The 26,039-nt window shown below is 69.0% G+C and carries 21 protein-coding genes and 1 rRNA gene; 12 read left to right on the forward strand and 10 right to left on the reverse strand.

What is annotated here, in order from left to right; genetic code table 11:
• The first annotated feature begins 45 nt into the window (after nucleotides 1-45).
• Complete coding sequence (locus AO398_RS07840; RefSeq protein WP_058191499.1) at nucleotides 46-705, forward strand: response regulator transcription factor; 660 nt, start codon at nucleotides 46-48, stop codon at nucleotides 703-705.
• A gap of 23 nt (nucleotides 706-728) precedes the next feature.
• Here the strand turns inward: AO398_RS07840 and AO398_RS07845 are convergent, their stop codons facing one another.
• Entirely contained in the window at nucleotides 729-1,271 is a 543-nt protein-coding gene (locus tag AO398_RS07845) for a TetR family transcriptional regulator (protein ID WP_082643177.1), read from the reverse strand.
• A gap of 162 nt (nucleotides 1,272-1,433) precedes the next feature.
• Between AO398_RS07845 and AO398_RS07850 the strand changes: the two genes are divergently transcribed.
• The 6 genes from AO398_RS07850 (at nucleotide 1,434) to AO398_RS07875 (ending at nucleotide 6,464) form a co-directional block, all read left to right on the forward strand.
• A complete protein-coding gene (locus AO398_RS07850) occupies nucleotides 1,434-2,021 on the forward strand; it encodes a sugar O-acetyltransferase (protein ID WP_058191519.1) in 588 nt (195 codons plus the stop codon).
• A 472-nt stretch (nucleotides 2,022-2,493) separates the two neighbouring features.
• Nucleotides 2,494-2,985, forward strand: coding sequence for a MarR family transcriptional regulator (locus AO398_RS07855; RefSeq protein WP_082643178.1), 492 nt, complete (start codon nucleotides 2,494-2,496; stop codon nucleotides 2,983-2,985).
• Entirely contained in the window at nucleotides 2,982-5,009 is a 2,028-nt protein-coding gene (locus AO398_RS07860) for an FUSC family protein (protein WP_058191501.1), read from the forward strand. The genes AO398_RS07855 and AO398_RS07860 overlap by 4 nt, the downstream gene beginning before the upstream one ends.
• Entirely contained in the window at nucleotides 5,006-5,215 is a 210-nt protein-coding gene (locus tag AO398_RS07865) for a DUF1656 domain-containing protein (RefSeq protein ID WP_058191502.1), read from the forward strand. The genes AO398_RS07860 and AO398_RS07865 overlap by 4 nt, the downstream gene beginning before the upstream one ends.
• Nucleotides 5,212-6,144 (forward strand): HlyD family secretion protein, encoded by a 933-nt coding sequence (locus AO398_RS07870; protein WP_058191503.1) that lies wholly within the window; start codon nucleotides 5,212-5,214, stop codon nucleotides 6,142-6,144. Before AO398_RS07865 ends, AO398_RS07870 begins: the two co-directional genes overlap by 4 nt.
• Before the next feature lie 65 nt (nucleotides 6,145-6,209).
• Nucleotides 6,210-6,464 carry a hypothetical protein gene (locus tag AO398_RS07875; RefSeq protein ID WP_058191504.1) on the forward strand — a complete coding sequence of 85 codons (255 nt, stop codon included), beginning with the start codon at nucleotides 6,210-6,212 and terminating at the stop codon, nucleotides 6,462-6,464.
• Nucleotides 6,465-6,508: 44 nt separating this feature from the next.
• Here AO398_RS07875 and AO398_RS07880 read toward each other — a convergent pair whose 3' ends face one another.
• From AO398_RS07880 to AO398_RS07905, 6 genes are all read right to left on the reverse strand, one after another.
• On the reverse strand, nucleotides 6,509-7,981 hold the full coding sequence (locus AO398_RS07880) for an NAD-dependent succinate-semialdehyde dehydrogenase (RefSeq protein ID WP_058191505.1): 1,473 nt from the start codon (nucleotides 7,979-7,981) through the stop codon (nucleotides 6,509-6,511).
• On the reverse strand, nucleotides 7,974-9,986 hold the full coding sequence (locus AO398_RS07885; RefSeq protein WP_058191506.1) for an acyl CoA:acetate/3-ketoacid CoA transferase: 2,013 nt from the start codon (nucleotides 9,984-9,986) through the stop codon (nucleotides 7,974-7,976). The genes AO398_RS07880 and AO398_RS07885 overlap by 8 nt, the downstream gene beginning before the upstream one ends.
• A 246-nt stretch (nucleotides 9,987-10,232) precedes the next feature.
• A complete protein-coding gene (gene phaC, locus AO398_RS07890; RefSeq protein ID WP_201025727.1) occupies nucleotides 10,233-11,363 on the reverse strand; it encodes a class III poly(R)-hydroxyalkanoic acid synthase subunit PhaC in 1,131 nt (376 codons plus the stop codon).
• On the reverse strand, nucleotides 11,356-12,183 hold the full coding sequence (locus AO398_RS07895; RefSeq protein ID WP_058191507.1) for a poly(R)-hydroxyalkanoic acid synthase subunit PhaE: 828 nt from the start codon (nucleotides 12,181-12,183) through the stop codon (nucleotides 11,356-11,358). Before AO398_RS07895 ends, phaC begins: the two co-directional genes overlap by 8 nt.
• Before the next feature lie 59 nt (nucleotides 12,184-12,242).
• Nucleotides 12,243-13,418 (reverse strand): iron-containing alcohol dehydrogenase, encoded by a 1,176-nt coding sequence (locus AO398_RS07900; RefSeq protein ID WP_058191508.1) that lies wholly within the window; start codon nucleotides 13,416-13,418, stop codon nucleotides 12,243-12,245.
• 43 nt (nucleotides 13,419-13,461) lie between these two features.
• Nucleotides 13,462-15,114 carry an acetolactate synthase large subunit gene (locus AO398_RS07905; RefSeq protein ID WP_058191509.1) on the reverse strand — a complete coding sequence of 551 codons (1,653 nt, stop codon included), beginning with the start codon at nucleotides 15,112-15,114 and terminating at the stop codon, nucleotides 13,462-13,464.
• 272 nt (nucleotides 15,115-15,386) lie between these two features.
• Between AO398_RS07905 and AO398_RS07910 the strand changes: the two genes are divergently transcribed.
• A complete protein-coding gene (locus AO398_RS07910; RefSeq protein ID WP_201025728.1) occupies nucleotides 15,387-16,877 on the forward strand; it encodes a DUF2252 domain-containing protein in 1,491 nt (496 codons plus the stop codon).
• Nucleotides 16,878-17,033: 156 nt separating this feature from the next.
• Here AO398_RS07910 and AO398_RS07915 read toward each other — a convergent pair whose 3' ends face one another.
• Both AO398_RS07915 and AO398_RS07920 read right to left on the reverse strand, forming a co-directional pair.
• On the reverse strand, nucleotides 17,034-17,972 hold the full coding sequence (locus tag AO398_RS07915; protein ID WP_058191510.1) for a LysR family transcriptional regulator: 939 nt from the start codon (nucleotides 17,970-17,972) through the stop codon (nucleotides 17,034-17,036).
• A gap of 52 nt (nucleotides 17,973-18,024) precedes the next feature.
• The gene (locus tag AO398_RS07920; protein ID WP_058191511.1) at nucleotides 18,025-19,668 is read right to left on the reverse strand and encodes a GMC family oxidoreductase; all 1,644 of its coding nucleotides are present in this window, start codon (nucleotides 19,666-19,668) and stop codon (nucleotides 18,025-18,027) included.
• A 195-nt stretch (nucleotides 19,669-19,863) separates the two neighbouring features.
• Here AO398_RS07920 and AO398_RS07925 point away from each other — a divergent pair, with 195 nt between their 5' ends.
• The 3 genes from AO398_RS07925 to gluQRS are packed head-to-tail and all read left to right on the forward strand — an operon-like array spanning nucleotide 19,864 to nucleotide 23,095.
• Nucleotides 19,864-21,900, forward strand: a complete 2,037-nt coding sequence (locus tag AO398_RS07925) for an ATP-binding protein (RefSeq protein ID WP_058191512.1) — start codon at nucleotides 19,864-19,866, stop codon at nucleotides 21,898-21,900.
• A gap of 53 nt (nucleotides 21,901-21,953) precedes the next feature.
• On the forward strand, nucleotides 21,954-22,235 hold the full coding sequence (locus AO398_RS07930) for a hypothetical protein (RefSeq protein WP_058191513.1): 282 nt from the start codon (nucleotides 21,954-21,956) through the stop codon (nucleotides 22,233-22,235).
• Entirely contained in the window at nucleotides 22,232-23,095 is an 864-nt protein-coding gene (gene gluQRS, locus AO398_RS07935; RefSeq protein WP_058191514.1) for a tRNA glutamyl-Q(34) synthetase GluQRS, read from the forward strand. The genes AO398_RS07930 and gluQRS overlap by 4 nt, the downstream gene beginning before the upstream one ends.
• A 14-nt stretch (nucleotides 23,096-23,109) precedes the next feature.
• Here gluQRS and AO398_RS07940 read toward each other — a convergent pair whose 3' ends face one another.
• The gene (locus tag AO398_RS07940) at nucleotides 23,110-25,143 is read right to left on the reverse strand and encodes a M23 family metallopeptidase (protein WP_058191515.1); all 2,034 of its coding nucleotides are present in this window, start codon (nucleotides 25,141-25,143) and stop codon (nucleotides 23,110-23,112) included.
• A 781-nt stretch (nucleotides 25,144-25,924) separates the two neighbouring features.
• Between AO398_RS07940 and AO398_RS07945 the strand changes: the two genes are divergently transcribed.
• Nucleotides 25,925-26,039, forward strand: a 16S ribosomal RNA gene (locus AO398_RS07945); the annotation flags it as partial.

The raw sequence follows: 26,039 nt of genomic DNA on the forward strand, positions 1-26,039 counted from the left end.
CCAAAGGTCCCGTATGCGGATCTTGAGCGAGGAACCGCACCGTCCGTGCATCTCCTGATCGTTGACGACCATCCGCTGTTCCGTGATGCCTTGGCGGCCACGATCCGCCTCGCCCATCCGGACGCCGTCCTGCACGAAGCCGACGGGATCGAGCCGGCCTGCGCGGTCCTGGCCGTTAACCGGAGCATCGACCTCACCCTGCTCGATCTGTCCATGCGGGGCGTCACCGGCTTCGACGGGCTGATCACGATCCGGACCCGCTTCCCGCGGATCCCGATCCTGATCGTGTCCGGTCACGAAGACCCACGCATCGTCCGAGAGGCCCTGCAGCACGGCGCCGCCGGTTTCGTACCCAAGGCGATGGATAAGACCACTTTGACCCGCGCGATCACCGAGGTGATGAGCGGCGCCCTGTTCCTGCCCCCCGGCTTCGCCGAAGCGAGTACGCCGGCGCCGCACGGGAAGAAGCCCCCCCTGGCCGAGCGCTTGGCCCGGCTTACGCCGCAGCAACTGCGGGTGTTGATGATGATCCGGCAGGGCAAGCTGAACAAGCAGATTGCCCACGAGCTTCAGGTGGGCGATTCCACCGTGAAGGCTCATGTGTCGGAGATCCTGCGCAAGCTCGAAGTGATCAGCCGGACGCAGATCGTGATCGACACGGCAGCCCTGGATTTCGACCAGATCCACAACGCTCATCCTGCGTGACGCGCACGGCATGGGTGTCCAATTCAGGAGAGACGCTCGACCAGGGCGCGGACCTGGATGCGATTCATCGGCTCCACATCGACCGAGCGATGGATCGACAGGCCCTCGATCAGGGCATCCAAAGCCTTCGCCGTATCAGCCGAAAAATGTTGCCGTAGGGCCGCACGACTCTTCTCCATCCAGCCCTGCATGACGAGGCGCAGCGGTGGGTTGCGGGCAGCGAAAGCGTACAGCTCGTAGCTCAGCAGCATGTTTTGAGGCGTGGCCCAGCTGTCGTCGAGGATGAGATCGACCACGGCCTCGCAGGCCTCCACGCGGTTCGAGGCCGCGGCCAGCCGCTCGGTGAAGCGCGCCGAGACCGTATCGGCCAACAGGGTGAAGGCCTCGGTGATCAGCTCGACCAGGCCGGTGAAGTGGTAGGTCATCGAGCCGAGCGGCACGTTGGCCGCAGCCGCGACCCGGCGATGCGTCGTCCCGGCAACCCCGTACTCCGCGATGACGTCGAGGGTCGCCTGCACGATGCGAGCGCGGCGGTCCGGGTCGTAGCGACGCTGGGACGGGGGCACACAGGACTCCTGAAAACGATCATCACCGGCCGGAGGCGTTGGCATTCGTCACCGATGCGTACATATGTACGCATCGGTGGGATTGCGTGGAAGCGCGCCCTGATGCCGATGCGGCCGGCACCGGCCCCGCATCAATGCAGAACGGAAACCGGGAGGATGCCGATGCGGACCGAGCGTGAGAAGATGCTGGCGGGCGAGCTTTACGACGCGCTCGACCCCGATCTGGTCGCGGGCCGCGCCCGGGTCCGGGATCTCTGCCAGCAGCTCAACGCCACGCGCGAGGCCGAAGAAGAAAGCCGCCGGGATCTATGCAGGCAGATCTTCGGCATGGGCGGCAACACGGTCTGGCTGCAGCCGCCGTTCTTCTGCGACTACGGGTCGAATATCGAGCTCGGCGAGCGGGTCTATTTCAACTTCAATTGCGTAGTCCTCGATGTCTGCCGGGTCCGCATCGGCAGTTTCACCCTGTTCGGTCCCGCCGTTCAGATCCTCACGCCGCTCCACCCATTCAACGCGGTCCTGCGCCGGGTCCAGGAATACGGGAAGCCGATCGAAATCGGCTCGGACGTGTGGGTCGGCGGGGGCGCCCTGATCCTTCCCGGCGTGACCATCGGCTCCCGCACCGTCATCGGCGCGGGTAGCGTCGTCACCCGCGATATCCCGGACGGGGTGCTGGCCGCCGGAAATCCCTGTCGGGTCATCCGCGCGATCAGCGACGACGAGCGGCAATCCTATGGGTCTGTTTCTTGACGCGTCGTCTGGTGCTCTCCGGGGCGCCTGGAGTGCTGACGGGGATACGGGTTCGGCGCGAGCGCCTTGGATCCATCCCACCGGCACCCGCATTCTGAGGCGCCGTAGCATAGCGCCAGCCTTGAAGGTGCCTTCCAAACGGCCCGGCGATACCGCGTGCGGTCCTTCGAGACCCGGCAAGCTCCGAGCACTGGGCACCTCAGAATGAGGAGATTGCGTGGGCGAAGCGGGGCGCCAATCGAATTCAAGCACGTCCCGGTTGGGTCCCATCGCGCCCTCAGCTCGGTACGACGAGCGGCGGCAGTCACTGAGGCATGAGGTGGCCGTCCCTGCCGGTGACCGGCGCAGGCATGCAGCCGCTGCAACCCTGAGTTCGCCGATCGCGTTCACCCACAAATCGATATGATGCTATCTATAAGCTTACGATCTTAACCATCCGCGATCACCTCCTCGCGGCGGGAGACCCGGACTCATGCCGATCGCGGATGATCCCGAGGCGCAGACGCGTCTGCGGCAAGCCTATACCCACGCCCTGCAGACCGGCGCCCGCACGTGGCGTCGCGCCGCCAACGCGGTCGCGGAGGTGCACGGCTTGTCCGATGCCACAGCGTATCCCCTGGTGATGATCGGCCGTCTGGCCGGGGAGCGGCGCCAGAACGCCGTCGCGGAGGCGGTGGGGATCGAGGGTCCATCCCTTGTGCGGCTCCTCGACCAGCTAGCCGCTGCAGGGCTGGTGGTGCGCCGGGAAGACCCGTCCGACCGCCGTGCGAAGGTGCTCGATCTGACACCACGGGGGCGCGCGATGGTCGCACAGATCGAGGCTGAACTCGCGACCTTGCGGGCGCGCCTGTTCGCCGGGGTCAGCGCCGCAGATCTAGAGGCGAGCCTCCGCGTCTTCGCTGCGCTCCAGGCCTACGGTCGCGATCCCGGCCCGAACGGGACGAAGCAGGAGTCGGTGGCGTGACCCTGCCCGGATGGCGCGACTGGGCCTTTGCCTTGAAGACCTGCGCGGCGGCCCTGCTCGCCCTGAGCCTGGCCCTGTGGATCGACCTGCCGCGGCCCTATTGGGCACTGGGAACCGTCTACATCACCAGCCAGGTCCTGTCGGGAGCGACCCGGTCGAAGGCTGTGTACCGGGTCTGCGGCACCGTGCTCGGCGCCATGATGAGCGTCGTGCTGGTGCCGAACGTGGTGAACGCACCGGTCCTGCTCAGCCTGGCCATCGCACTCTGGGTCGCACTGTGCCTCTACGTGGCGCTCCTCGACCGGACGCCGGCGAGCTACCTGCCGATGCTGGCCGGCTACACCGCCGCCCTGATCGGCTTCCCCGCGGTCGACGACCCCGGGACGATCTTCGACACCGCCGTGGCCCGCGCGGAGGAAATCTCCCTGGGCATCGTCTGCGCCGGCCTCGCCGCCACGTTGGTCCTGCCGCAATCGGCCGCGCCGGTCATCGCCGGGCGGCTCGATCTCTGGCTTGCGGAGGCCAGGGACTGGACGCGTGCCGCGCTGGGCGGCGCTCAACAGACTGGCGACGATAGCCCGGCCCGGCGCCTGCACCTCGCCTCGGACGCCATTGCCCTCGATGGGCTGGGCCTCGCCTTGCGCAACGAGGCCGCCGGCGCGGAGCGCGGCGCTGCTTTCGCGCCGTTGCGCCAGCATATGCTGATGGTCCTGCCGATCGTCGCCGCCCTGGCGGACCGCGTACAGGCTCTCGACCAAGCCGGCGCACTGCCGGCGCGGATCCGGGCGCTCCTCTCGGACATCGCCCTCTGGCTGGCAGGAAAGGAGGACGGTGCCGCGGAGGCCGCCCGGCTGCGCGAGCGGGTCGACACGGTCGAGCCGTCGCTGGCGGGAACCCCGGACTGGAACACGCTGCTGCTCACGAGCCTGGCCGCACGCCTGCGGGACGTGATCGACCTGCGGCTCGACCTCCGGGCGCTGCGGGGGCACCTCGTGACGGGGACGCCGCCGACGTCGCTAGCTTTTACCTATACGGCGCAGGTCCATCGCATTCGGCATCGAGATCACGGTCTCGCGGCGCTCTCGGCCTTCGGGGCCTTCGCCAGCATCCTGGTCTGCTGCGCGCTCTGGATCGCCACGGGCTGGCCGGACGGCTCAGCGGCCCCGATGATGGCGGCGGTGACCTGCTGCCTGTTCGCGGCGCTGGACGACCCGGCCCAGCCGATCCTCGGCTTCGCCAACTCGGCCATCGTTGGCGCGATTGTCGCCGGCATCTATCTGTTCGCAGTCCTGCCGGTGGTGACCACCTTCGAAATGCTGGCCCTGGCTCTCGCCCCGCCGCTGCTCCTGTGCGGGCTGATGATGACCCAGCCCCGGCTCATGCCCATGGGGATGGGCGCGGCATTGAACGGCGCGACCCTGATCGCGCTTCAGAACGGCTACAGCGGCGATTTCGCACCCTTCGCGAATTCGGTGCTCGCCTCGGTGACCGGGATGTGGATCGCCGCCGTGGTGATCCGGCTGGTCCGGTCCCTCGGGGCAGATCGGATTGCCCGCCGGCTGATGCGGATCAACCGGCGGAGCCTGGCCAAGGCAGCCGAGGGCGGCGGCGCGGGCCATGGCCTCGAGCTCGCCGCCCTGATGCTCGACCGGGTCGGGCTGATTGCACCGCGGCTCGCCGCGATCCCGGCGGAGGATGCCGCGGCGGCCGGCGACCTCCTGGCGGATGTGCGCGTGGGCATCAATTTGGTCGAGATCCGGCGGGTGCGGCGACGCCTGTCTGGCGCGGCGCGGCGCAGCACCGCCGGCGTCCTCGCCCTCGTGGCGGAACAGAAGCGGAGTCAGCCGGCCGCGCCCGGCCCCGATCTGCTGGCAGCCCTCGATGCCGGCCTCGACGCCGTGGCAGCGGCCGTGACCTCGCCCGAGCGCAAGGCTGCGCTGATCGGGTTGGCCGGCCTGCGTCGGGGCTTGTTCCCCGATGCGCCCTCCTATCGCCCCCCCGCCCTCCAGGAGATCGCGGCATGAGGGGCGAGTTCGATCTCTACGGCGTGTTCGTGCCCACCCTGGCCCTATGGATGGTTGCAGCCTTCCTGCTCAGCGTGCCCGTGCGCCGCGTATTCGCGGCAACCGGCTTCTACCGCCTCGTCTGGCACCGGCCGCTGTTCGACCTCGCGCTGTACATCGTCCTCCTCGGGGGCGTGATCGTCCTCGCCCACCGGATCCTGTCATGACCCGCCTGCTCTCCCTCGTCGGCCGTCTGGCGGTCACGCTCGGCATGGTCGCTGCGGCAGCGATCGTCGGCCTCGCCCTGTGGGACTACTATATGAACGCCCCCTGGACCCGGGACGGGCGGGTGCGGGCCGACGTGGTCGCGGTGGCGCCCGACGTGTCGGGCCTCGTCACCGAGGTGCTGGTCGAGGACAACCAGAACGTCCGCAAGGGTGACGTGCTGTTCCGGATCGACCCGGACCGGTTCCGTCTCGGCCTGCGCCAAGCAGAGGCGCTGGTGGAGGGCCGCAAGGCCATGGCCGAGCAGACGGCGGCCGACTACGCTCGGTACACGAAGCTCAGCGACGCGGCCGTGTCACAGCAGAAGGTCGAGGCAGCCCGGGCCACCGACCTCAACGCCAAGGCCGCCTACGAGCAGGCTGTGGCCGACCGCGACCTCGCCAAGCTCAACCTGGAGCGCTCGGCAGTGCGCGCCTCGGTCAACGGCCGGATCGCCAACATGGAGCTGCGCCCCGGCGCCTACGTCACCACCGGCCGGGGCGTGATGGCCTTGATCGACCGCGACACTCTGCGGGTCGAGGGCTACTTCGAGGAGACCAAGCTGCCGCGCATCCATGTCGGCGCCCCGGTAACGATCCAGCTGATGGGCGACGGCAACCTGCTGCGCGGCCATGTCGAGAGCATCGCTGGCGGCATCGCCGAGACCGGCCGGACCGACGGGTCGAACCTGCTGGCCAGCGTCAACCCGACCTTCGCCTGGGTGCGCCTCGCCCAGCGCATCCCGGTGCGGATCGCGCTGGACGGCGCGGGGAGCGATGCGCGGCTGGTCAGCGGCCGAACCGCAACCGTGTCGGTCGCCGGGGCGGACGGCGCAACCGACCAGAGCCCGCGCTGGCCCTGGACCGGATGGCGCCAGGCGCTCGCCCGCTGAAACATTCCGGCGGCGCCTGGGTTGGCCTCCCACGGGATCGCGACGATCCGATCGGAGGAACACCCATGCCGAAGACCACACTCGCCCTCGCCGCCGCCCTGACGCTGGCGCTCTCCGGAGCCGCGCTGGCCCAGGCCCCGACCACCGGCGGCGCCGGGCAGGGCAACGTGAACAAGTCCGGCGCCGTGGGCGGCACCGGGCAGGGTTCGCTGGAGCAGACCGCCCCGGCCCGGCCGGGCGCGACGACCGGTTCCACCACCGCCCCGCGGGCCGGCACGCCCGGAGCGCCAACCGGCAGCACGGCGCCGAGCGCCCGCTAGGTTCAGCCAGGCCGATCCCGGGGATCCGGGATCGGCCGTCCGGCTCAGGCACCGAGGCCGCCCACGCAGAGGTACTTGGTGTTCAGGTAGTCATCGATGCCCTGGTAGGAGCCCTCGCGGCCAAGGCCAGATTCCTTCACGCCGCCGAAGGGCGCGACCTCGGTGGTGATGATGCCCTCGTTGATGCCGACCATGCCGTATTCCAGCGCCTCGGCGACCCGGAAGGTGCGGCCGAGATCGCGGGTGTAGAAGTAGCAGGCCAGCCCGAACTCGGTGTCGTTGGCCATTCGGATGGCCTCGGCCTCGTCGCGGAACCGGAACAGCGGCGCCAGCGGGCCGAAGGTCTCCTCGCGGGCCACCGCCATGTCGGGGGTCGCGCCGGTGATCACCGTCGGCTCGAAGAACTGGCCGCCGAGCGCGTGGCGATGGCCGCCCGCGATCACCCGGCCGCCCTTCTCGAGCGCGTCGCGGATATGGGCCTCGGTCTTCTCCACCGCGGCCATGTCGATCAGCGGCCCCTGGGCGACGCCCTCCTCGATGCCGTTGCCGACCTTCAGGCGGTTGGCCGCTTCTGCCATCTTGTCGGCGAAGGCGTCGTAGATCCCGTCCTGCACCAGGAAGCGGTTGGTGCAGATGCAGGTCTGGCCGGAATTGCGGTACTTGGCGAGCATCGCGCCGGCCACCGCCCGGTCGAGATCGGCGTCGTCGAACACGATGAACGGCGCGTTGCCGCCCAATTCCATCGAGACTTTCTTAACCGTGTGCGAGGCCTGCTCGAGCAGCACCTTGCCGATCTCGGTGGAGCCGGTGAACGTTATTTTTTTGACGTGCGGGTTGCCGGTCATCTCACCGCCGATGGCCCGGGCCGAGCCGGTGAGGATGCTGACCGTCCCGGCCGGGAAGCCGGCCTTCTCGCACAGCACGCCCCAGGCGAGGCCGGACAGCGGGGTCTGCGAGGCCGGCTTGATCACGATCGGGCAGCCGGCCGCGAGCGCCGGGGCAATCTTGCGGGCGATCATCGAGGACGGGAAGTTCCAGGGGGTGATCGCCGCGACGACGCCCACGGGCTCCTTGGTCACCAGGATCTTGCGGTCGCCCCAGGGGGAGGGGATCACGTCGCCGTAGACGCGACGCGCCTCTTCGGCGAACCAAAGCACGTAGGCCGCCGACATCGCGACCTCACCGCGGGATTCGGCAAGCGACTTGCCCTGCTCGGCGGTGAGGATCTGGGCCAGGTCCTCCTGATTCTCGGTGACCAGGGCGGCGAGCTTGCGCAGCAGCACGGCGCGCTCGTTGGCGGTCTTGGCGCGCCAGGCCGGATAGGCGTCATAAGCCGCCTGGATCGCTTGGGCCGTCTCTTCGGCGCCGGCATTCGGCACCCGGGCGATCACCGCGCCGGTGGCGGGATTGGTGACATCGATGGTGCCGGACCCGGCCTTCGACCATTCCCCGCCGATCAGGCAGGCTTCGACCAGCAGGCTGCGGTCCTTCAAGGTAAGTGTATCGGACTCAGGCATTCAACGGTTCCTTCGGCGGCTGCGGCCTGTCCGGCTGAGACAGGGCCGTCCGCGACTTGAGGGGCACGCTCTGGGCCGTATTCCTCGCCTGCGCCTCGGCTTTTGTCTCGAAGACATGCGGAGCCAGATCGCGGCTCGCCAACGAGGCACCGAGTTTCAATCGCAAGAACGCGCTGGTCGTGTAGCGCGATGCCGTCTCGTAGTACCGGTTTTCCAGATAAGCGATCGCCGAGAAATAGGCATCGCTCACCGTCGGGTCGATCTCGAACCCGTCGTAATTGGCGATCAAGTGGACCTTGCGGCCGATCTCCTGGCAGGCGCGCTCGTATTCCCGGCGCACCAGCTCGACGTCATCGATGGTCCGGACCTGAAAGCCTTCGAGGTTCGAGAACAGGATGTTCCGCTCCCGGTCGTAGCTGATTCGCTCCGACAGCGAGAGCCCGAGGAGCCAGGGCTCCAGCCCCATCACGGCATCGCGGAACAGCCGCGGATCCATGGGCTTCGGGTCCTGCACGATCGGCGCAAACCCCATCTGCCCGAGGATGTCGCGCTCGATGTCGATCCCGGGGGCGACCTCGGCGAGCTCCATGCCGGCCCTGGTCCGGCGAAACACGCAGCGCTCGGTCACGTAGAGCACGGGCTGTCCGCGCTCGGCCGCATAGGCACCCGAGAAGGTCACCTGCTCAACCGCGGCGATGAACTTCCGAGAGCGCCCCTCAGTCACGATCCGGATGCCGTCGCCCTCGACCACCACCTCCAGCCCGTCGGCCGTGAAGGTGCCGGCGAAGACCAGGCTTTTCGCATTCTGCGAAATGTTGATGAACCCGCCGGCGCCGGCGAGCCGCTTGCCGAAACGGCTGACATTGACGTTGCCCTCCGCGTCGCATTGCGCGAGTCCCAGGCAGGCGAGATCAAGCCCGCCGCCGTCGTAGAAATCGAATTGCTGGTTCTGGTGCAGCACGGCCGCCGGGTTGAGGGCGGCGCCGAAATCGAGCCCGCCCTGCGGCAGTCCGCCGATCACCCCGGGCTCGGCGATCAGCGTCAGGTATTTCAGCACCCGCTCCTCGGCGGCCACCGCCGCGACGCCCTCCGGCATGCCGATGCCGAGGTTGACCACGCCGCCCGGGGGCAGCTCGAAGGCGCAGCGCCGGGCGATGACCTTGCGGGCGTCGAGCGGGATCGGCGGGATCCGGTCGAGGGGCACGCGCTGACGGCCCGTGAAGGCGTGGTTGTAGGCGGTGCCGTAGGTCTGACGGTGGTTCTCCGGCTGGCTCAGCACCACGCAATCGACCAGCACCCCGGGCACCTGCACCTCGCGGGGGGCCAGCGAGCCGGCCTCCGCCAGGCGCTCGACCTGGGCGATGACGAAGCCGCCCGAGTTCTTCGCCGCCATGGCGGCGGCGAGATTGTCGAGGGTGAGCGCTTCGCGCTCCATGGTGATGTTGCCGGCCGGATCCGCCGTGGTGCCGCGGATCAGCGCGATGTTCACCGGGAACGCCTTGTAGTGCAGCCAGGACTCGCCGCCGAGCTCGACCACGCTGACCAGGTCTTCCTGGGTGACGGCATTGAGCTTGCCGCCCTCGAGCCGCGGATCCACGAAGGTGCGCAGGCCCACCTTGGTGATGTGGCCCGGCGTGTGGGCGGCGATCTCCCGGTAGAGATGCGACACCACCCCCAGCGGCAGGTTGTAGGCCTCGATCTGGCCGTCGATCGCCATTTTGGCGAGCTTGGGCACGAGCGCCCAATGGCCGCCGACGACGCGACGCACCAGCCCGGGGATCGCCAGCCGGTTGAGGCCGCGCTCCTTGCCGTCGCCGGGCGCGGCCGCGAACATCAGCCCGAGCCCGTGCGGCCCCTGGCCAGCCTCGAACCGCCGGGCAAGCGCCAGGATCAGCTCGTCCGGCGTGCCGATGCCGACGAAGCCCGAGACCGCGACCATGTCGCCGTCCTGCAGGATGGCGAGCGCCTCGTCGGCGCTGACGATCTTGTTCTTCAGGCTGCCCATGCAGTCATCCTCGGAGCCTGGGGTGCTCGCGTCTCCCTCCCCCCTCTGCGGGGGAGGGTGGCTCGTGCGTCAGCAGGGGTTGGGAGAGGGGAGCGACGGTGCAGAACAGGACACCGGCCGTCATGAAGGCGGCGCCTGCTCCGGAAACCGGGTTCCCCTCTCCCGCCCCCCTTCGGGGGCCACCCTCCCCCGCAGAGGGGGGAGGGGAGCGGCTCCGACCTTGTCACGGATTGATAAGAGCGAATCCTACCCACGCGCACCCAGCCAATCGGCGATGCCGGAGCCCAGCAACTTCTGCGCCTTGCCGCCGACGAAGACGCCGACATGGCCGCCGGGCAGGCCGAGCTCCGTGTAGTCGTCGGTGCCGATCTTGTCCTTGAGCGCCTGGGAGGTCGCGGGCGGGATGATGTGATCGTCTTGGGCGAAGACGTTGAGCACCGGGCAGGCGATGCGCTTCAGGTCGACCGTGCGGCCGCCGAGCACGAAGGTGCTCTGGACCAGCTTGTTGTCCTGGTAGAGGTCCTTGAGCCACTGCTTGGCCGCCTCGCCCGGATGATCCGGGCGGTCGGCGATCCATTTCTCCATGCGCAGGAAATTCAGAAACTTCTTCTTGTCGTCCAGGGCATCGAGCAAATCCAGGTTGTACTTCGTCATGGTGCGCATCGGCGTCATCATCGAGAACACCGAGCCCATGAACGCCCCGGGCAGCGAGCCCTGGGCGTCGATCAGGCGGTCGACATCCTCGGGCGACAGGGAGCGGGTCCAGACATTGATGAAGCCGTGGCCGGCCCGGGTCTCGCGCGTATCGGCGTGGAAATCGATCGGCGTGATCGTCAGCACCATCGCGTTGACCCGCTCCGGGTAGAGCGCCGCGTAGCAGGTGGTGAAGACGCCGCCCTCGCAGATCCCGAGCAGGTTGATTGTTTCGCGCCCGACCGCCGCGCCGATGAAGGCGACGCACTCGGCGAGGTAATCGTCGACGTAGTCGTCGATGGTGACGTAGCGGTCGGCCCGGCCGGGATTGCCCCAATCGACCACGTAGAGGTCGAGGCCGAGATTGAGCAGGTTGCGAACCAGCGAGCGGTCCTCCTGCAGGTCCGCCATGGTGTAGCGGCCGATCAGCCCGTAGACGATCAGCACCGGCGGCAGGCCCTTGCTCTCAGCCAGCGGCCGGTAGCGGTAGAGCGAGACCTTGTCCTGGCTCCAGACCAAGTCCTTGGGCGTGGTGGCGATCTGCACGTCGGCGTCGCGCACGTCCGAGAACAGCTTGGCGCCCGCGCTGATCCGGCGGCCGAGATCGGCGACCTCGGCCAGCATCTCGGCAGGGTTGAGGGGCAGCGGGGGGACGGGGGCCTTCGGGGCTTCCTGCTCAGCCATGAGCCGTCTCCGCTTCCTGCGCGACCGTGCCGTTCATCTTCGAGACCCGGGCGGCCTCCCGGCGCTCCCGGCGCAGGGCGCGGACTTCCCGCCGTAACTCAGTGAGGCTCTTGTGCACGTCGTCGAGCTCGGCCCGGGTCGGCTGCCCGTAGAAATCCGACAGGAAGGCCGAGAGGTCCTGCTGGGCGAGCCGCAGGTCGGTGGACGCCTTCAGCACCACACGCTGCGAGGCCAGGAACGCCTCGGAGCGCTGGACCTCCAGCAGGACGGCGTTGGCGGTCTCGGCCCAGCGGGTCATCATCTCCCGGGCGGAGCTGAACCCCTCGCCACGCTCGGCGCGGGCATTGGCCTCTTTCGCAAAAGTGCCGGCCGCCCGGGTCCAGGCCTCCAGCATCACCGCCTGGTGCTCGGCCTGCGCCCGCCGCAGCGCCGCCCAGGCGGTGAACAGCGCGCCGTAGCGCCGCTCGGTCTGCCACAGGTCGGCCAATTGCGGGCCTTCCGACATCCGGGTGAGCGCCGCGTCGAACTCCGCAGAGCCGCCGAGCCAGGCCTGCGGATCGAAGATTCGGGCCAGCACCGCCCCGGCGGTCGGGTCCGCCGCGCCAGCGCCGCCCTGCAGCGATGCGGTCAGGGTCTGCGACAGGGCGGTCGCCTCGTCGCAGGCCTGGGCGAGGTGACTCTGTGCTGTGGCGAGGCCGGCGAGATCGGTCTGCGGCGGCGTTGGCCACGAGAAGCCCGGCGCCGCCCCGGGTGCGAAGAATCCCGCGCCGGCGCGGGTCCAGAACTCGCCCATCGCCTTGAACGCGTCGAACTGGTCCATCTGGGCGCCCCTCCTCAGCGGTATCCGGCCTCCTTGGCGGGCCGGTTCTCAGGCGGCGCTCAGGCCGCCGGGTGCGCCTCGCCGAGCGCCTCGCTGTAGATCGCGTAGGCGTCGTCGTAGGTGACCTCGCGCGGGTTGTTCACGAGGAGCCGCGTCTGCTTCATCGCATCGGTGGCCATCCGCTCCAGATCTTTCTGCGCGACGCCGACCTCCGCGAGCGAGGCCGGGACCTTGCAGTCGCGGCAGATCGCGTCGAGGCATTCGACGAAGCGGGCGGCGGCCTCGGCCGGCGGCAGGTCGGGGGCGGCCGGGTCCAGGATCGGCGCCAGCTCGGCGTAGAGCGCCTCGGCGTGGGACAGGTTGAAGCGCATCACCCCCATCAGCACCAGGGCGTTCGAGAGCCCGTGCGGCACGTGGAAGATCGCCCCGACGGGATAGGCCAGGGCATGCACCGCCGCCACCGGGGCGTTGGCGAAGGCCATGCCGGCGAGCATCGAGCCGAGCAGCACGCCGGAGCGCGCCTCGAGGTTCTTGCCGTCCGAGCAGGCGGTGCGGATGTTGGCCGAGAGCAGCGCCAGGGCCTGCTTCGCGAGCTGGTCCGAGATCGGGTTCTTCTTGTTCTTGCTGGTGAACGCCTCGATGGCGTGGACCATGGCGTCGATGCCGGTGGCCGCGGTGACGGCGGCCGGCAGACCGAGCGTCAGCTCGGGATCGAGCACCGCCCAATCGGGCAGGAGCTTGGGCGCGACCACGCCCTTCTTCTCGGTGGTCGGCGTCGTGACGATGGAGATGGGCGTCACCTCGGAGCCGGTGCCCGCGGTGGTCGGCACCAGGATCAGCGGCAGCCGGTCGCCTTTGGCGAGGCCGACGCCGTAGATCGAGTCCAGCGGCTCCTCGGATTTCGCCAGGTAGGCGACCAGCTTGGCGGTGTCGAGCGCCGAGCCGCCGCCGATCGAGAGGACGAGATCCGTCCCCAGCTCCCGGGCGCGCTTGGCCGCCGCCTCGATCACCGTGGAGGGCGGGTCGGCGACCACGTCCTCGTAGACGTCGAGGGTGATGCCGGCCGCCGCCAGGGCGGATTCGGCGGCCTCGGTGAGGCCGGCCTTGCGCACGCCCTTGTCGGTCACGAGCAGGACACGCTTGGCCCCGAAGGTGCCGACGATCTCCGGCAGCTTCTTGGAGGCGCCGACCTCGAACAGGACGTTTGGGGTGGTCTGGAAGGTGAATGGATTCATCGCAATGCCCCCTGATCGACTCTTCGAAATCTCTTCGAAGCGGTCACTCCGCCGGCTCGAAATGCTTCACCTTTTCGCGCAATTCCTCGACCAGCACGCGCGTGTTCTCCGAATAGTCGATCGGCACCGCGACGAGGTGCACGCCCCCTTCGGCGAAAGCACGGTCCAGGGTCGGGACGAGGTCGTTGACGGCTTCGACCCGGTGGCCCTTGGCGCCGTAGGATTGGGCGTAGAGCACGAAATCGGGATTGCCGAAGGTCATCCCGTAGTCGGCAAACTTATCGACCGCCTGCTTCCAGCGGATCATGCCGTAGGCCGAGTCGTCGAGGATCAGCACCACTAGGTTGAGCCTGAGCCGCACCGCGGTCTCCAGCTCCTGGCTGTTCATCATGAAGCCGCCGTCGCCGCACACCGCCATCACCCGGCGGTTGGGGTAGAGCATCGCCGCCATCATGGCCGAGGGCAGGCCGGCGCCCATGGTGGCGAGCGCGTTGTCGAGGAGCAGCGTGTTGGCGACGTAGGTGCGGTAGTTCCGGGCGAACCAGATCTTGTACATGCCGTTGTCGAGGCACACGATCCCGTCCTCGGGGATCACCCGGCGCACGTCGCGCACCAGCCGCTGCGGCGTCACCGGGAAGCGGTCCTCGCCGGCCCGATCGGCGATATGGCTGAGGATGCGCTCGCGCAGGGGCAGCAGGGCCCCGGCGTTGGGCAGCTTGCCCTCCAGCTTGTCGGCGAGCAGCTTCAGGGTCGGCCCGAGGTCGCCGACCACCTCGGCATCGGGGTAATAGACCTGCTCGACATTGGCCGGCATGTAGCCGATGTGCAGGACCTTCTGATCGGCCTGGCCCATGAAGAAGGGCGGCTTCTCGATCGTGTCGTGGCCGATCGCGATGATCAGGTCGGCCTTGTCGATCGCCTCGTGGACGTAGTCGCGCTCGGAGAGCGCGGCGGTGCCCATGTACAGGCTGGTGCCGCTGGCGACCGTGCCTTTGCCCATCTGGGTGGTGAAGAACGGGATCTGCGTGCGCCGGACGAAGCCGCCGAGATCGCCCGTGGCCCGGGGCCGGCTGGCGGCGGCGCCGAGCATCACCAGCGGACGCTGGGCCTTGAGGATCATCGCCGCGGCCCGGTCGATCGCGGTGGGGTGGGCGACCGGGATGTCGATCGGGTGCGGCGGTACGACGTAAGCCTCGGCCTGCTCGGCCGCGATGTCCTCGGGCAGCTCCAGAAGCACCGGACCGGGCCGCTCCTCGGTGGCGACCCGGAAGGCGTCGCGCACGATGGTGGGGATCGACGAGGCGGAGACGATCTGCCGGGCCATCTTGGTGATCGGCTTCATCGAGCTGATCACGTCGACGATCTGGAACTTCGCCTGCCGCGAGGACAGGATGCCCTTCTGTCCGGTGATGATGATCATCGGCATCGCGCCGAGATGGGCATAGGCGGCGCCGGTGGAGAAGTTCAGCGCGCCCGGGCCCAGCGTCGAAAGGCACACGCCCGGCCGGCCTGTCAGCCGGCCATGGGTGGCGGCCATAAAGCTCGCCGCCTGCTCGTGACGGGTCAGCACCAGCTCGATCTTGGACGTGCGCAGCGATTCGACGACGTCGAGATTCTCCTCGCCGGGGATGCCGAAGATGCGGTCGACGCCCTCGTTCTCGAGGGCCGCAACGAGAAGATCTGAGCCCTTGGGCATGTGATGTCCCACCTGATGCGACGCCCGACGGCGCCGTTCGGTCCGCCCCTGATACACCCGCCACCATGTCGGTTTGATCCGCACGGATCGGGTCGGGACAGACGCCCTCCGCATAAGCGATCGGTTAGAGGACTGGCCTGTAAGGTGGTCAAGGGCCGTCACGAGCTGAATGGTCACAGAGTCGGGCCAATCCTATCGTGTACGGGGATGAAGCCGGCTCGGAACGACCGAGTACGGTCAAGGTCTTCGTGCGTTCGGTTCGGCGGGAAATCATGGACCAGGTGCGCAGCGACGAGACCCGGCACGCGGCGGCACATCCGGCCTCCGGGGCGCCCGCCGAGGACGTGGTGCTGGTCCCCCTGGCCGATTTTCCGAAGATCGATCTGCGGGCGGGCGTCGAGCCCTGGGACAAGCGCCGACAGGCCGGCAAGGCCCTGCGGGCGAAGGTCCCGCACGCGGAGCACGCGGTCCTGCGCACCGAGTCGGATCGTCCCGATCCGATCAGCCTGATCGAGGCAGCCCACGAGGGCCGGCAGGCGCATCTCATCCCGCTGCGGGTCGCCCGGATGGCGACGAGCCCGTTCGCATTCCTGCGCGGCGCCGCGCATGTCATGGCCTGGGACCTGTCGCGCGGCCCCCGCAGCAGCATCGACGTGGTGATGAACGGCGACGCCCATATCGACAATTTCGGCCTGTTCGGCACGCCGCAGCGGGATATCGTCCTCGATCTCAACGATTTCGACGAGGTCACGGTCGGCCCGTGGGAATGGGACCTGAAGCGTCTCTGCGCCGGCATCGCGGTCGCCACAGGCGACGCCGGTACGCCTCCGGATTCCACCCGCACCGCCGTGATGACGGCGGTATCCGGCTACCAGCGTACGATGCGGCGGCTGGCGCCGCAGGGATCGCTCGAAGTCTGGTACCAGACCACCCGCGCGGATGCGGAGCATCTCGGCGGGATCCGCATGGATTCGGAGGCGCGCTCGGTGGTCCGCCGGGCCGTGGACAAGGCTCGGCGCAAGAACAACCGCAGCCTCCTGGCCCAGGTCGCCGAGCGGCGCATCGACGGCGGCTGGCGGTTTCGGACCGATCCCCCGATCCTTACCCCGGTGGATGACGCCACCCGGCAGAGCATCGTCACCGGGCTGGAGCGCTACGCCGAGACCCTGCCGCGTGAGCGGCGGTTCATGCTCGACCGATACCAAGTCATCGATGTCGCCCACCGGGTCGTCGGGGTCGGCAGCGTCGGGACCCGGGCTTACGTGGCGCTGCTCTGCGGCAATTCCGACCGGGACGCGCTGTTCCTCCAGGTCAAGGAGGCGGTCCGCCCGGCGCACGCGCCGTATCTGCCCGGCATGCCCGAGCCCTATGCCGGCCACGAGGGCGAGCGCGTCATCTACGGGCAGCGCCTGCTCCAGGCGGTGGGCGATCCGCTGCTCGGCTGGACCACGATCGACGACAGGCCATACTACGTGCGCCAGATGAAGAATCTGAAAGGCGCGATCCCGCTGGCCGAGATGTCAGGGCCGCCGCTCCTGACCTTCTCGTACGCCTACGGCGCACTCCTGGCCCGGGCCCATGCCCGGACCGGCGATGCTGCAGCGATCGCCGGCTATTGTGGCAGCGGCAAGCGGCCGGACCTGCGCGAAGCCCTGGCCGACTGGGCCACCGCCTATGCGGCCCGCAACGCCGAGGATTTCAGCCTGTTTCGCGCCGCCATCGCCAGCGGCCGGCTCGAAGCCGCGGCCGATCCCTGCTTGTGAGGTTCGGGGAAGGTCACACCGCCTTCTCCGTCATTGCGAGCGCAGCGAAGCAGCCCAGGGCAGCGCGCACTCGCCGAATGTAGCGTTTCCCTCGGTTGCTTCGCTCCGCTCGCAATGACGGTTTTGGTTGGTGAAACGCGTTTATCGAAGCGACCGTCACAGCATCCCGAAGGCCGGCGCCTCGGTGGCGAGCCGCACCAGCAGGTCACGCAGCCAGCGGTGAGCGGGGTCGCGGTCGTAGGATGCGTGCCACAGCATCGAGACCGCCACCTCGTCCAGCGCCACCGGCACCGGGCTGACCGCGAGCGACAACGCGCTGGCAAAAGAGGTCGCGAGCCGCGCATGCATGGTGGCGATCACCGGTGCGGCGCGGACGAGGAACGGCACCACGAGGAAGCGCGGCGTCGTCACCGCGAGAACGCGTGAGCGCCCGATCAGCGCCAGGGCGTCGTCCACCACACCATGAGCGGTCTCCCGCAGGGAGGTCAGCACGTGTGGGAAGCGCAGGTAGTCGTCGAGGCCGATCGGCGGCTGGAGCCCGATCAGGCCAGCGTTGAACAACACCACGTAGCTGTCCCGGTAGAGCAGCCGCTGCTTGTGGTGGATCTGCCCCTCCGAAAAGAACCCGATGGCGAGATCGACTTGGTCGGCATCGAGTTCGTCGAGGATGCGGGTCCGCTCGATGGAGCGCAGCAGCAAACGGATCCCCGGGGCTTCCCGGCGCAGCTCCGCGATCAACCGGGGCCCGAGCAAGACCTCGACGCTGTCGGGCAGGCTGATCGTGAAGCTGCGCTCAACGGTGGCCGGATCGAACCGCTCCTCCCGATGAACCAAAGCCTGCACCTGCCGCAGCGTCGCCCGCAACGGCTCGGCGAGCTTCAGGGCCCGGGGCGTCGGCCGCATGCCGTCGGGGGCCCGGGTGAGCAACTCGTCGTCGAAGAGGCGTCGCAGCCGGGCGAGGCTCGAACTCATCGCCGACTGGCCGACGCCGATCCGGGCGGCCGCCCCGGTGACGCTGCGCTCGTCGAGCAGCGCATCCAGGGCAACCAGCAGGTTCAGGTCGATCCGGCTGAGATCGATGTGATCGATGGCCAAGGGCGGGACGATCGGTTCGAGGGCGATCCCCCCGTATAGCAGAGCGACACACTTACGCCGGAACGGGCTCCCGCGGCTCGGTGTGGTCGAACAGGCGCGGCGGCGCGATCTCGTCCGTGGCGCCCATCCGGTCGACCAGATGCTCGGCCACCCGCAGGGCATTGGCGATGATCGTCAGGGTCGGGTTCACGGCGCCGATCGACGGGAAGAAGCTCGCATCGGTCACGTAGAGATTGTCGAGCTCATGCGCCTTGCAGTGCCGGTCGAGCACGGAGGTCTTGGGATCGTCACCGAACCGCAGGGTCCCGGCCTGGTGAGCGGTGCCGCCGATCGGAACGTTCTTGCCGAGATAGAGCGACCGGTCGAACAGGTGCGGGTGCATGTCCGTGAAGCTGCAGATCTCCTGCAGCTTGCGGCGTAGGCGCTTGTGCGCCTCGACGTTGGTCTCGGTAAGATCGAGATGGACCTTGCCGTCCTTATAATAGACCCGGTTCTGGGCGAGTGGGATATCCTCCGAGGTCAGCCAGAAATCGACGGAATGCTTGGCGATCCAGTCGAACGGCTTGTTGGGGAACCATTGCAGGAAGCCTGGCAGCCCCTCGCCGTGGATCTGGGCCCCGTCGGACTTGCCGACCATCTGGATGTGGCCGAGTGGAAAATTCCAATCGTCCTTCGGGTCGGGGTCGCCGAAATAAAAATCGTTGAGGCCGAGGGTCTTCTGGAAGCGGGTCGGGTTCGGCATCTTGGAGATCGCCAGAACCGTCGAGTTGTTGTGGCGCATGTAGTTGCGCCCAACCTGGCCGGAGCCGTTGGCGAGGCCGTCCGGGTGCTGGTCGCTGGCGGAGCGCAGCAGCAGCAGCGCCGAGGACAGCGCCCCGCAGGCCACCACGACGAGATCGGCCGAGGCCTCGAACGGCGCGTCGTCGCGCGTGCCGACCACACCGGTGACGCTGCCGCCGGTCGGGTCGGTGACCAGGCGTTCGACATAGGTGCGGGTCGAGAGCGTCAGGTTCGGGCAGTCGCGCAGGGCCGGATCGACCACCATGGTCTGGGCATCGGACTTGCCGTTGGTCGGGCAGGGGAAGCCGTCGAAGGATTCGCACTTGATGCAGGGGGAGGTGGAGACGGCCCGCCCGTCCTTCTCCACCAGCCGCACGCCCACCGGCAGGTGGAATGGGTGGTGGCCGCTGCCCTTCAGATCGTCGAACAATTGCTGGATCCGCGGCTCGTGCGAGACCGGCGGATGCGCGTAGGGCTTGCGTGACCAGGGCTCGGTCGGATCCTCGCCGCGCTGGCCGTGGACGTGGAACAGCTCCTCGGCGGCCTGGTAGTGCGGCTCGAACTCGTCGTAGCCCACGGGCCAGGCCGGGGCGATGCCGTCCTCGTGCCGAATGTCCGAAAAGTCCTTCTCGCGCAGGCGGAACAGGATCGAGCCGTAGAATTTCGAATTGCCGCCCACGTAGTAATGCAGGCCCGGCTGGAAGCTGTTGCCAGTCGAGGAATACCAAGTCTCTTTCGTCTGGTAGATGCCGTCGACGATCACCGCCTGGCTGTCCCAGTTGCGCGGCTCGCGCAGCAGGTAGTCGCCGCGCTCGATCAGGAGGATGCGCTTGCCCGTCTGGGCCAGACGCCATGCCATCGTCCCGCCGCCGGGGCCGGATCCGACGATGATCACGTCGTAATGCTCACCCGGCATATGTTCTATCTCCGTCCGGACCGTTTGTCCTGGCAGGCAACTCGCGAGCCGGACTTCGGATCGGGCTGCGACGACGTTTAGCATTCCGCAGCTCCGATCGGCGCAACCGGCGGTTAAGCGCTTTTCCCAACGCCGCCTTCAGCTTCCCCTGCGATCCTGCCCCAAGCCGGCCTGCATGCAGCCGGGGAGGCAGCCATGGTCGTCAAGGATATCGCGCTCGTGCTTGCGCTGCTGATCGCGGCAGCCCTCGCGCTCGGCCATTGGCGGGCCCGGCGCTCCGATCCGGACGAGGCGGAGGCCGAGCGGCTGCACGACCGCATCTGGCGGATCAGCGAGAGCGAGGACCGCTACCGCGCCCTGGTGGCGGCCACCACGGAGGTGATCGTTCAGCGCGATGCCCGCGGGCGGATCACTTACGCCAATGACGCTTATGCGCAGCTGCTCGGCCGCCCGGCCATCGACCTGCTCGGCACGCAGATCGATCTCGAGATCCTGGAGCGGAGCGCGGTCGAGGTCGGCGAGGACGGGGTCCGCCGCATGGAGGCGCAGATCCGCTCAGTGGACGGCCAGGTCCGCTGGTTCGCCTTCGTGGAGATGCCGGTGGCCCACGGCGACGCGACGCACTGGCTGCGCGCCGGCCGCGACGTGACCGCCCGGGTCGAGGCCTTGCGCAGCCGCGATGCGGCGCTCGAACGCGCCGAGGCTGCCAGCGTGGCGAAGTCGCGCTTCCTCGCGACCGTCAGCCACGAGATGCGCACGCCGCTCAACGGCATTTTGGGCATGGCCGAGTTGGTGCTCGGCACGCATCTCGATCTGGAGCAGCGAACCTATGTCGAGGCCGTGCGCACCAGCGGCCAGGCCCTGCTCGGGCTGATCGACGGCGTCCTTGATTTCTCCCGGATCGAGGCCGGGCGCCTGGACCTCGCCGCCGAGCCCTTCAACCTGCCGGCGCTGGCCGAGAGCGTCGTCGAGCTCCTCGCCCCCCGGGCGCAGGACAAGGGCATCGAGATCGCCCTCGACGTGACCGAGGACTTCCCCCGCGGGCTCATCGGCGACGCCGACCGGGTGCGGCAGATCCTCATCAATCTCGCCGGCAACGCCATCAAGTTCACCGAGCGCGGCGGCGTCGGCGTCAGCCTCAGCTTTGCCCGCATGACGGACGGGGGAGGGGAGGCGGTGCTTTCCGTATCCGATACCGGCCCGGGCATCCCGGCGGACCGCCTGCCGATCCTGTTCGAGGAGTTCGAGCAGGGCGACGGCAGCGCCAGCCGCAGCCATGAGGGCACCGGCCTCGGCCTCGCCATCACCCGCAGGCTGGTAACCCGCATGGGTGGCGGGATCGACGCGGATTCGCGCGTCGGCCGCGGCTCGACCTTCCGGGTCGTCCTGCCCCTGCCGGAAGCCGAGGGCGCACACCCCAGCCCTGCTCCGCTGCCGGGGCTCGAAGGCCAACGCTGCCTGATCGTGGCCGATTCGCCCTACCAGGCCCCCTACCTCGCCCGCAGCCTGTCCCGGGCGGGAGCAGCCACCGTCATCGTGGGAACCCTGGAGGACGGCCTCGACGCCCTGTCGGGCGCGGCCTTCGATGCGGTGCTGGCCGACCGGGCGTTGGGCGACGCCGCAGTCCGCCAGATCGCCGACGCCGCGCATGCCTGCGGTGTGCGCTGCAGCCTGGTTCTGCTCTCGCCCTTCGACCGCCGCGGCTTCGGGGCGCCAGGCGAGCGCGGGTTCGACGGCTATCTGATCAAGCCGGTCCGGGCGCGCTCGCTGTTCGAGCGTCTGCTCGCCCCGCCGGTCGCGGTCGAAGCCGCCCCCGCCCCGGTTCCCACCCCGGCGCGGACCGGGACCGGCCAGCGTGTCCTCCTGGCCGAGGACAACCCGATCAACGCCCTGCTGGCCACGCGTGCCCTGGAGCGCCTCGGCGCCGCGGTGGTCCACGCGGTCGACGGCGTCGAGGCGCTGGAGCGCCTGGAATCGGACGGGCCGTTCGACCTCGCGCTGATCGACGTGCGCATGCCCCGGCTCGACGGCCACGAGACCGCCCGCCGGATCCGCGCCGCGGAAACGGCAGGGGAGGGGGCCCGGCTTCACCTCGTGGCGCTCACCGCCAATGCCGGGAGGGAGGACGAGATCGCCGCCCGCGCGGCCGGTTTCGACGGCTTCCTGGCCAAGCCCCTCAACCTGAAGCTGCTGCCGGCCCTCCTGGAACGCCGCACCGCGCAGGCCGCCTGAGACCGCCACGCCCGCGTTGACAGCCAGCCGCTCCCCGCGCCAACAGAAAGCCTATGTCGACAGACTCCTACCAGCCGCCCGCACCGCGCTCGTCGAGCGGCGCCCTCGCTGCCTGGGGCATCGCGATCCTCGTGGTCGCAACGGTGCTTCTCGGTGAGCTCCTGCCCGCCCGGCACCCCGCCCCGGCACACTCGGTGGCCGACGACCCGGCCTGCCTCGAATGGACCGACGGCTGCCGCGTCTGCCAACGCCTGGCCGACGGTCCTGCCTGCTCGCTGCCCGGCATCGCCTGCCAGACGGCCGAGCCGCGCTGCCTGCGCCACCGCGACGGGTGAGGCCGGACGCGCCGATCCTCCGTTTCGCGCCGAGCCCGAACGGACGGCTCCATCTCGGCCACGCCTATTCGGCCCTGCTCAACGCGCGACTGGCGCGGCGGATGGGCGGCCTCTGCCGCCTGCGCATCGAGGATATCGATCCGCTCCGCTCGAAGCAGGACCTGATCGATGCGATCGTCGCCGACCTCGCCTGGCTCGGCCTGACCTACCCGGAGCCGGTGCGGCGCCAGTCCCGCCACATGGAATCCTACCGGGCGACGCTCCAGCGTCTGATCGACCGCGGACTCGCCTATCCGTGCTTCTGCTCCCGCGGGCAGATCCGGGCACGCGCGGGTGCCATGGCCGATACCCCGCACGATCCGGATGGCGCGCCGCTCTATCCCCGCACCTGTCGCGGGCTCGATCCGCCGATCCGGGCCGAACGCCTGGCCCGCGGCGAGCCGCATACCTGGCGCCTGGACATGGCAGCGGCCCTGCGCTGCGCGGGCGATGCGTTGGGCTACGAAACCTTCGACGCGGCCGACACGCGCTGGATCGTGGCCGACCCGTCCCGCTGGGGAGACGCCGTCATCGCCCGCCGCGACGTGCCGACGAGTTACCATCTGTCCGTCGTCCACGACGACGCGGCGGAGGGGATTACCCACGTGGTCCGCGGCCGCGACCTCGAAGCGGCGGCCGACCTCCACGTGTTGCTGCAATGTCTGCTTGCTCTGCCGAGGCCGCGCTACCACCACCACGCGCTGATCCTGGATCCCGACGGCGAGAAGCTCGCCAAGTCCCGGGGCTCGCAGAGCCTCGCTGATCTCAGGCAGGCGGGCGTCACGCCCGAAGAACTCCGCGCCCGCCTCGGCTTCGCCTGAACCGACGGCTGTGCTCAGCGCACGGCCGCGTCCCGCTGCGCCAACGCCGTGGCGCTCTTCGATTTCAGCATGGTCGCGTCGATCTGCTCGCGCTGGCGCTTGAACTCGGTGAGCATCCGTCCGTCGAGCTCGCGGCCGCGCGGCACGCGGATCTTCATCGGGTCGACGAAGTGGCCGTTGATGATCACCTCGTAGTGCAGGTGCGGACCGGTCGAGAGGCCCGTCGAGCCGAGATAGCCGATGATCTGGCCCTGCCGGACCCGGACGCCTTCTTTCACCCCGCGGCCGAACCGCGACATGTGGTTGTAGGTGGTCACGTAGCCGTTGATATGCTGGATCTCGACGCGGTTGCCGTAGCCCGAGGTCATCTCGGCGCGGATCACCACGCCGTTGCCGGCCGCCGCGATCGGGGTGCCGATCGGGTTCGCCCAATCGACGCCGGTATGCAGCTTGGCGTAGCCGAGCACCGGGTGCATCCGATAGCCGAAGCCGGAGCGCATGATCCCGTCCGGAATCGGCTTGCGCAGCAGGAACTTCTTCAGGGACCGCCCCTGCTCGTCGAGATAGTCGATCGTGCCGTCATCCGGCGACTGGAAGCGGTAGACCTTGCGCGTCTCGCCCCCCAGCGTCAGGGCGGCATAGAGCAGGTCCGGCCGGTCGGCCCCGGCTTCGTCATCATAGGTGTAGAACACGTCGAGCCCGTCGCCGTTCGCGATCCGGCGCTGGAAGTCCAGGTCGTAGCTGAAGACCCGGACGATGTCCTCGACGGTGGCCCGCGGGAGGTCGTGGCGCGCGGCCGTCTCGTAGAGGCTCTGGTAGAGGCGGGGGCCGGAGCCGGAATCCTCCTCGTCATCCTCCCCGGAATCCGCCTGCGGCTGCGGCTTGGAGGACGGGGTCTCCTCGGTCGGCGGTGCCACCGAGACGAAGGCACTCCGGTCGTTGAGCGCCGCGATGCCCTCAATGCCGTTCTCGCCGTACAAGACGACGCGGGTAACCTGGCGCGGATCGCCGGGATGGGGCCCGGGGGCGATCTGCACCCGCATCTGCTGGCCTTCCGGCAGCGCGGCCGTACGGGATTTGCCGCCGAGCGCCGCAACGATCCCACGGATCTGCTCGTCCCCCGCCAGGCCGGTGGCCTTGAGGATGCCCTCCAGGGTCTCGCCACGCTTCAGCGCGATGTCGCGCTCCTCAACGAGCGGCGCCTCGTTCGGCTTCAGCTCGACCTTGGCGACCTTGGTGACGTTCTCAGGCACGACCAGCACCTCGATCGCCTTGAACGGGTTGGCGTCCTTGGCGGCCGAACTCTCCGCATCACCGCCGGCGGCACCCTGCTGGAGGGTGCGGGACAGGAGGATCTGCGGGGCGATCGGGATGGCCGCCCGGCGCCCGGCCTCGGCGGCGATCCGGCGCTCCTCCTCCACCTGCGCGGTCACGTCGTCGTCGGTGAGCGCCGGGGCGTTGGCGTCTATGGTCGCGTCCGCCAGGTCGCGCTTGACCACCGTGACCTCCGCCCCGGGCGCGTCGGCAGCCGCATCGGGGGCACGCTCCAACGGCTCGTCGGAGACGAACTTCATCGGGTCGAACCGAGGCAGCTCGCCGGCATACACCCCCGTCGTCATGGACAGGGGCGTGGTGATCCGCACGAAGGCCTTGGCCTTGATGATCTCGCGGTCTCCCAGACGGACCGTGACCGGGGCGCGGAAACTCTGCTTGGCCGAGGCGATCATGAGGTTGCGCACCAGCCGGTCACCCTTGCGGGCAAGGTTGGCGCCACTCTCGCTCGGTTGCGGCCGCGGCATGATCGTCGCCTTCTCGGGGATCGCCGCGAAGGAGACATCGCCCTGCAGGGAAACGTGGAGCGCCGCAGCGATCAGGCCCGCGCCGGTCAGACCCGTGAGAGTGCTGGCGCAAAGCCAACGGAGATTGACGGCCCGGCGATCGATCTGGGTCGCGTCCGCACCGAGAAGGTCGAGGGGCGCCTGGACCCCGCGGCCGACGCCGGGGGCGAGGGCGGCCACGTCGCCGATCTTGAGTCGCTCGCGCTTCACTCGAAGGTCCCGGAAAGACGACGGCGCACGGGGCTCTCGCTGGTCATGAGGGTCGAAGGACGGGCACGCCCGCGCCGTCCGCACGCGGTCCGTTCATCTCGGGGGGCAGCTTGTCGAGATTGAGGCGCCACACCTCTCTACGCAGCGTGTGCCCGCGAGGGAATTTCCGGCCACGAACCGAGAGGGGAGGGGGGTCGATCCGGACCGCCCCGCGAAAACGTTCCGACCGGTGTTGACGACCCGGGTTGGTGTGCGTATACCCCTGTTCATCGGCGCCGGCCGCGGAAGTGGACCGGGCGCTGAGGCATCTTCTGACAGGATCGGCGATTGGCCGGCGGGTTTGCCGGGCGATGGTCTGTTTTTGTCCGATGCTGGCTTCGGGGTCGGGTTCGCTTCGGCGGGTTCGGCGGCGGGGTTGACAGGGGGATCGGCGGGCTCTAGGCGCCCTCCACCGCTGAGGCGGCCGACCGGATGGTCTGGCCGGTATCACGGTTCTCCCAGTCGGACAAGCGGGTGATCGGGGTTTTGGCCCGGATCGTCGTTCTGTCGATGGCGGCCCGGTCACCGGTTCGCCTGGGTCTTTGACATTGTTGGATTTGAGGAAGGGAGACGCGGACGGCGTTTGTCCTTGCGGTCGGAGCTTCGGCTTCGACAAGTGAGAGACTAGTGCCGATCGTCGGATCTCTTTTTGAGCTCACCGATTTCGTCGCGCTGTGAAGCGCTGCGGGATCGATTGTGAGGCTCCGTCTGAGAATTACGTGATCGGCCAGATCAATCTCTTCAACGTGAGAGTTTGATCCTGGCTCAGAGCGAACGCTGGCGGCAGGCTTAACACATGCAAGTCGAGCGGGCACCTTCGGGTGTCAGCGGCGGACGGGTGAGTAACGCGTGGGAAC

The organism is Methylobacterium sp. GXS13, assembly GCF_001455965.1.
Taxonomy (GTDB): Bacteria; Pseudomonadota; Alphaproteobacteria; order Rhizobiales; family Beijerinckiaceae; genus Methylobacterium.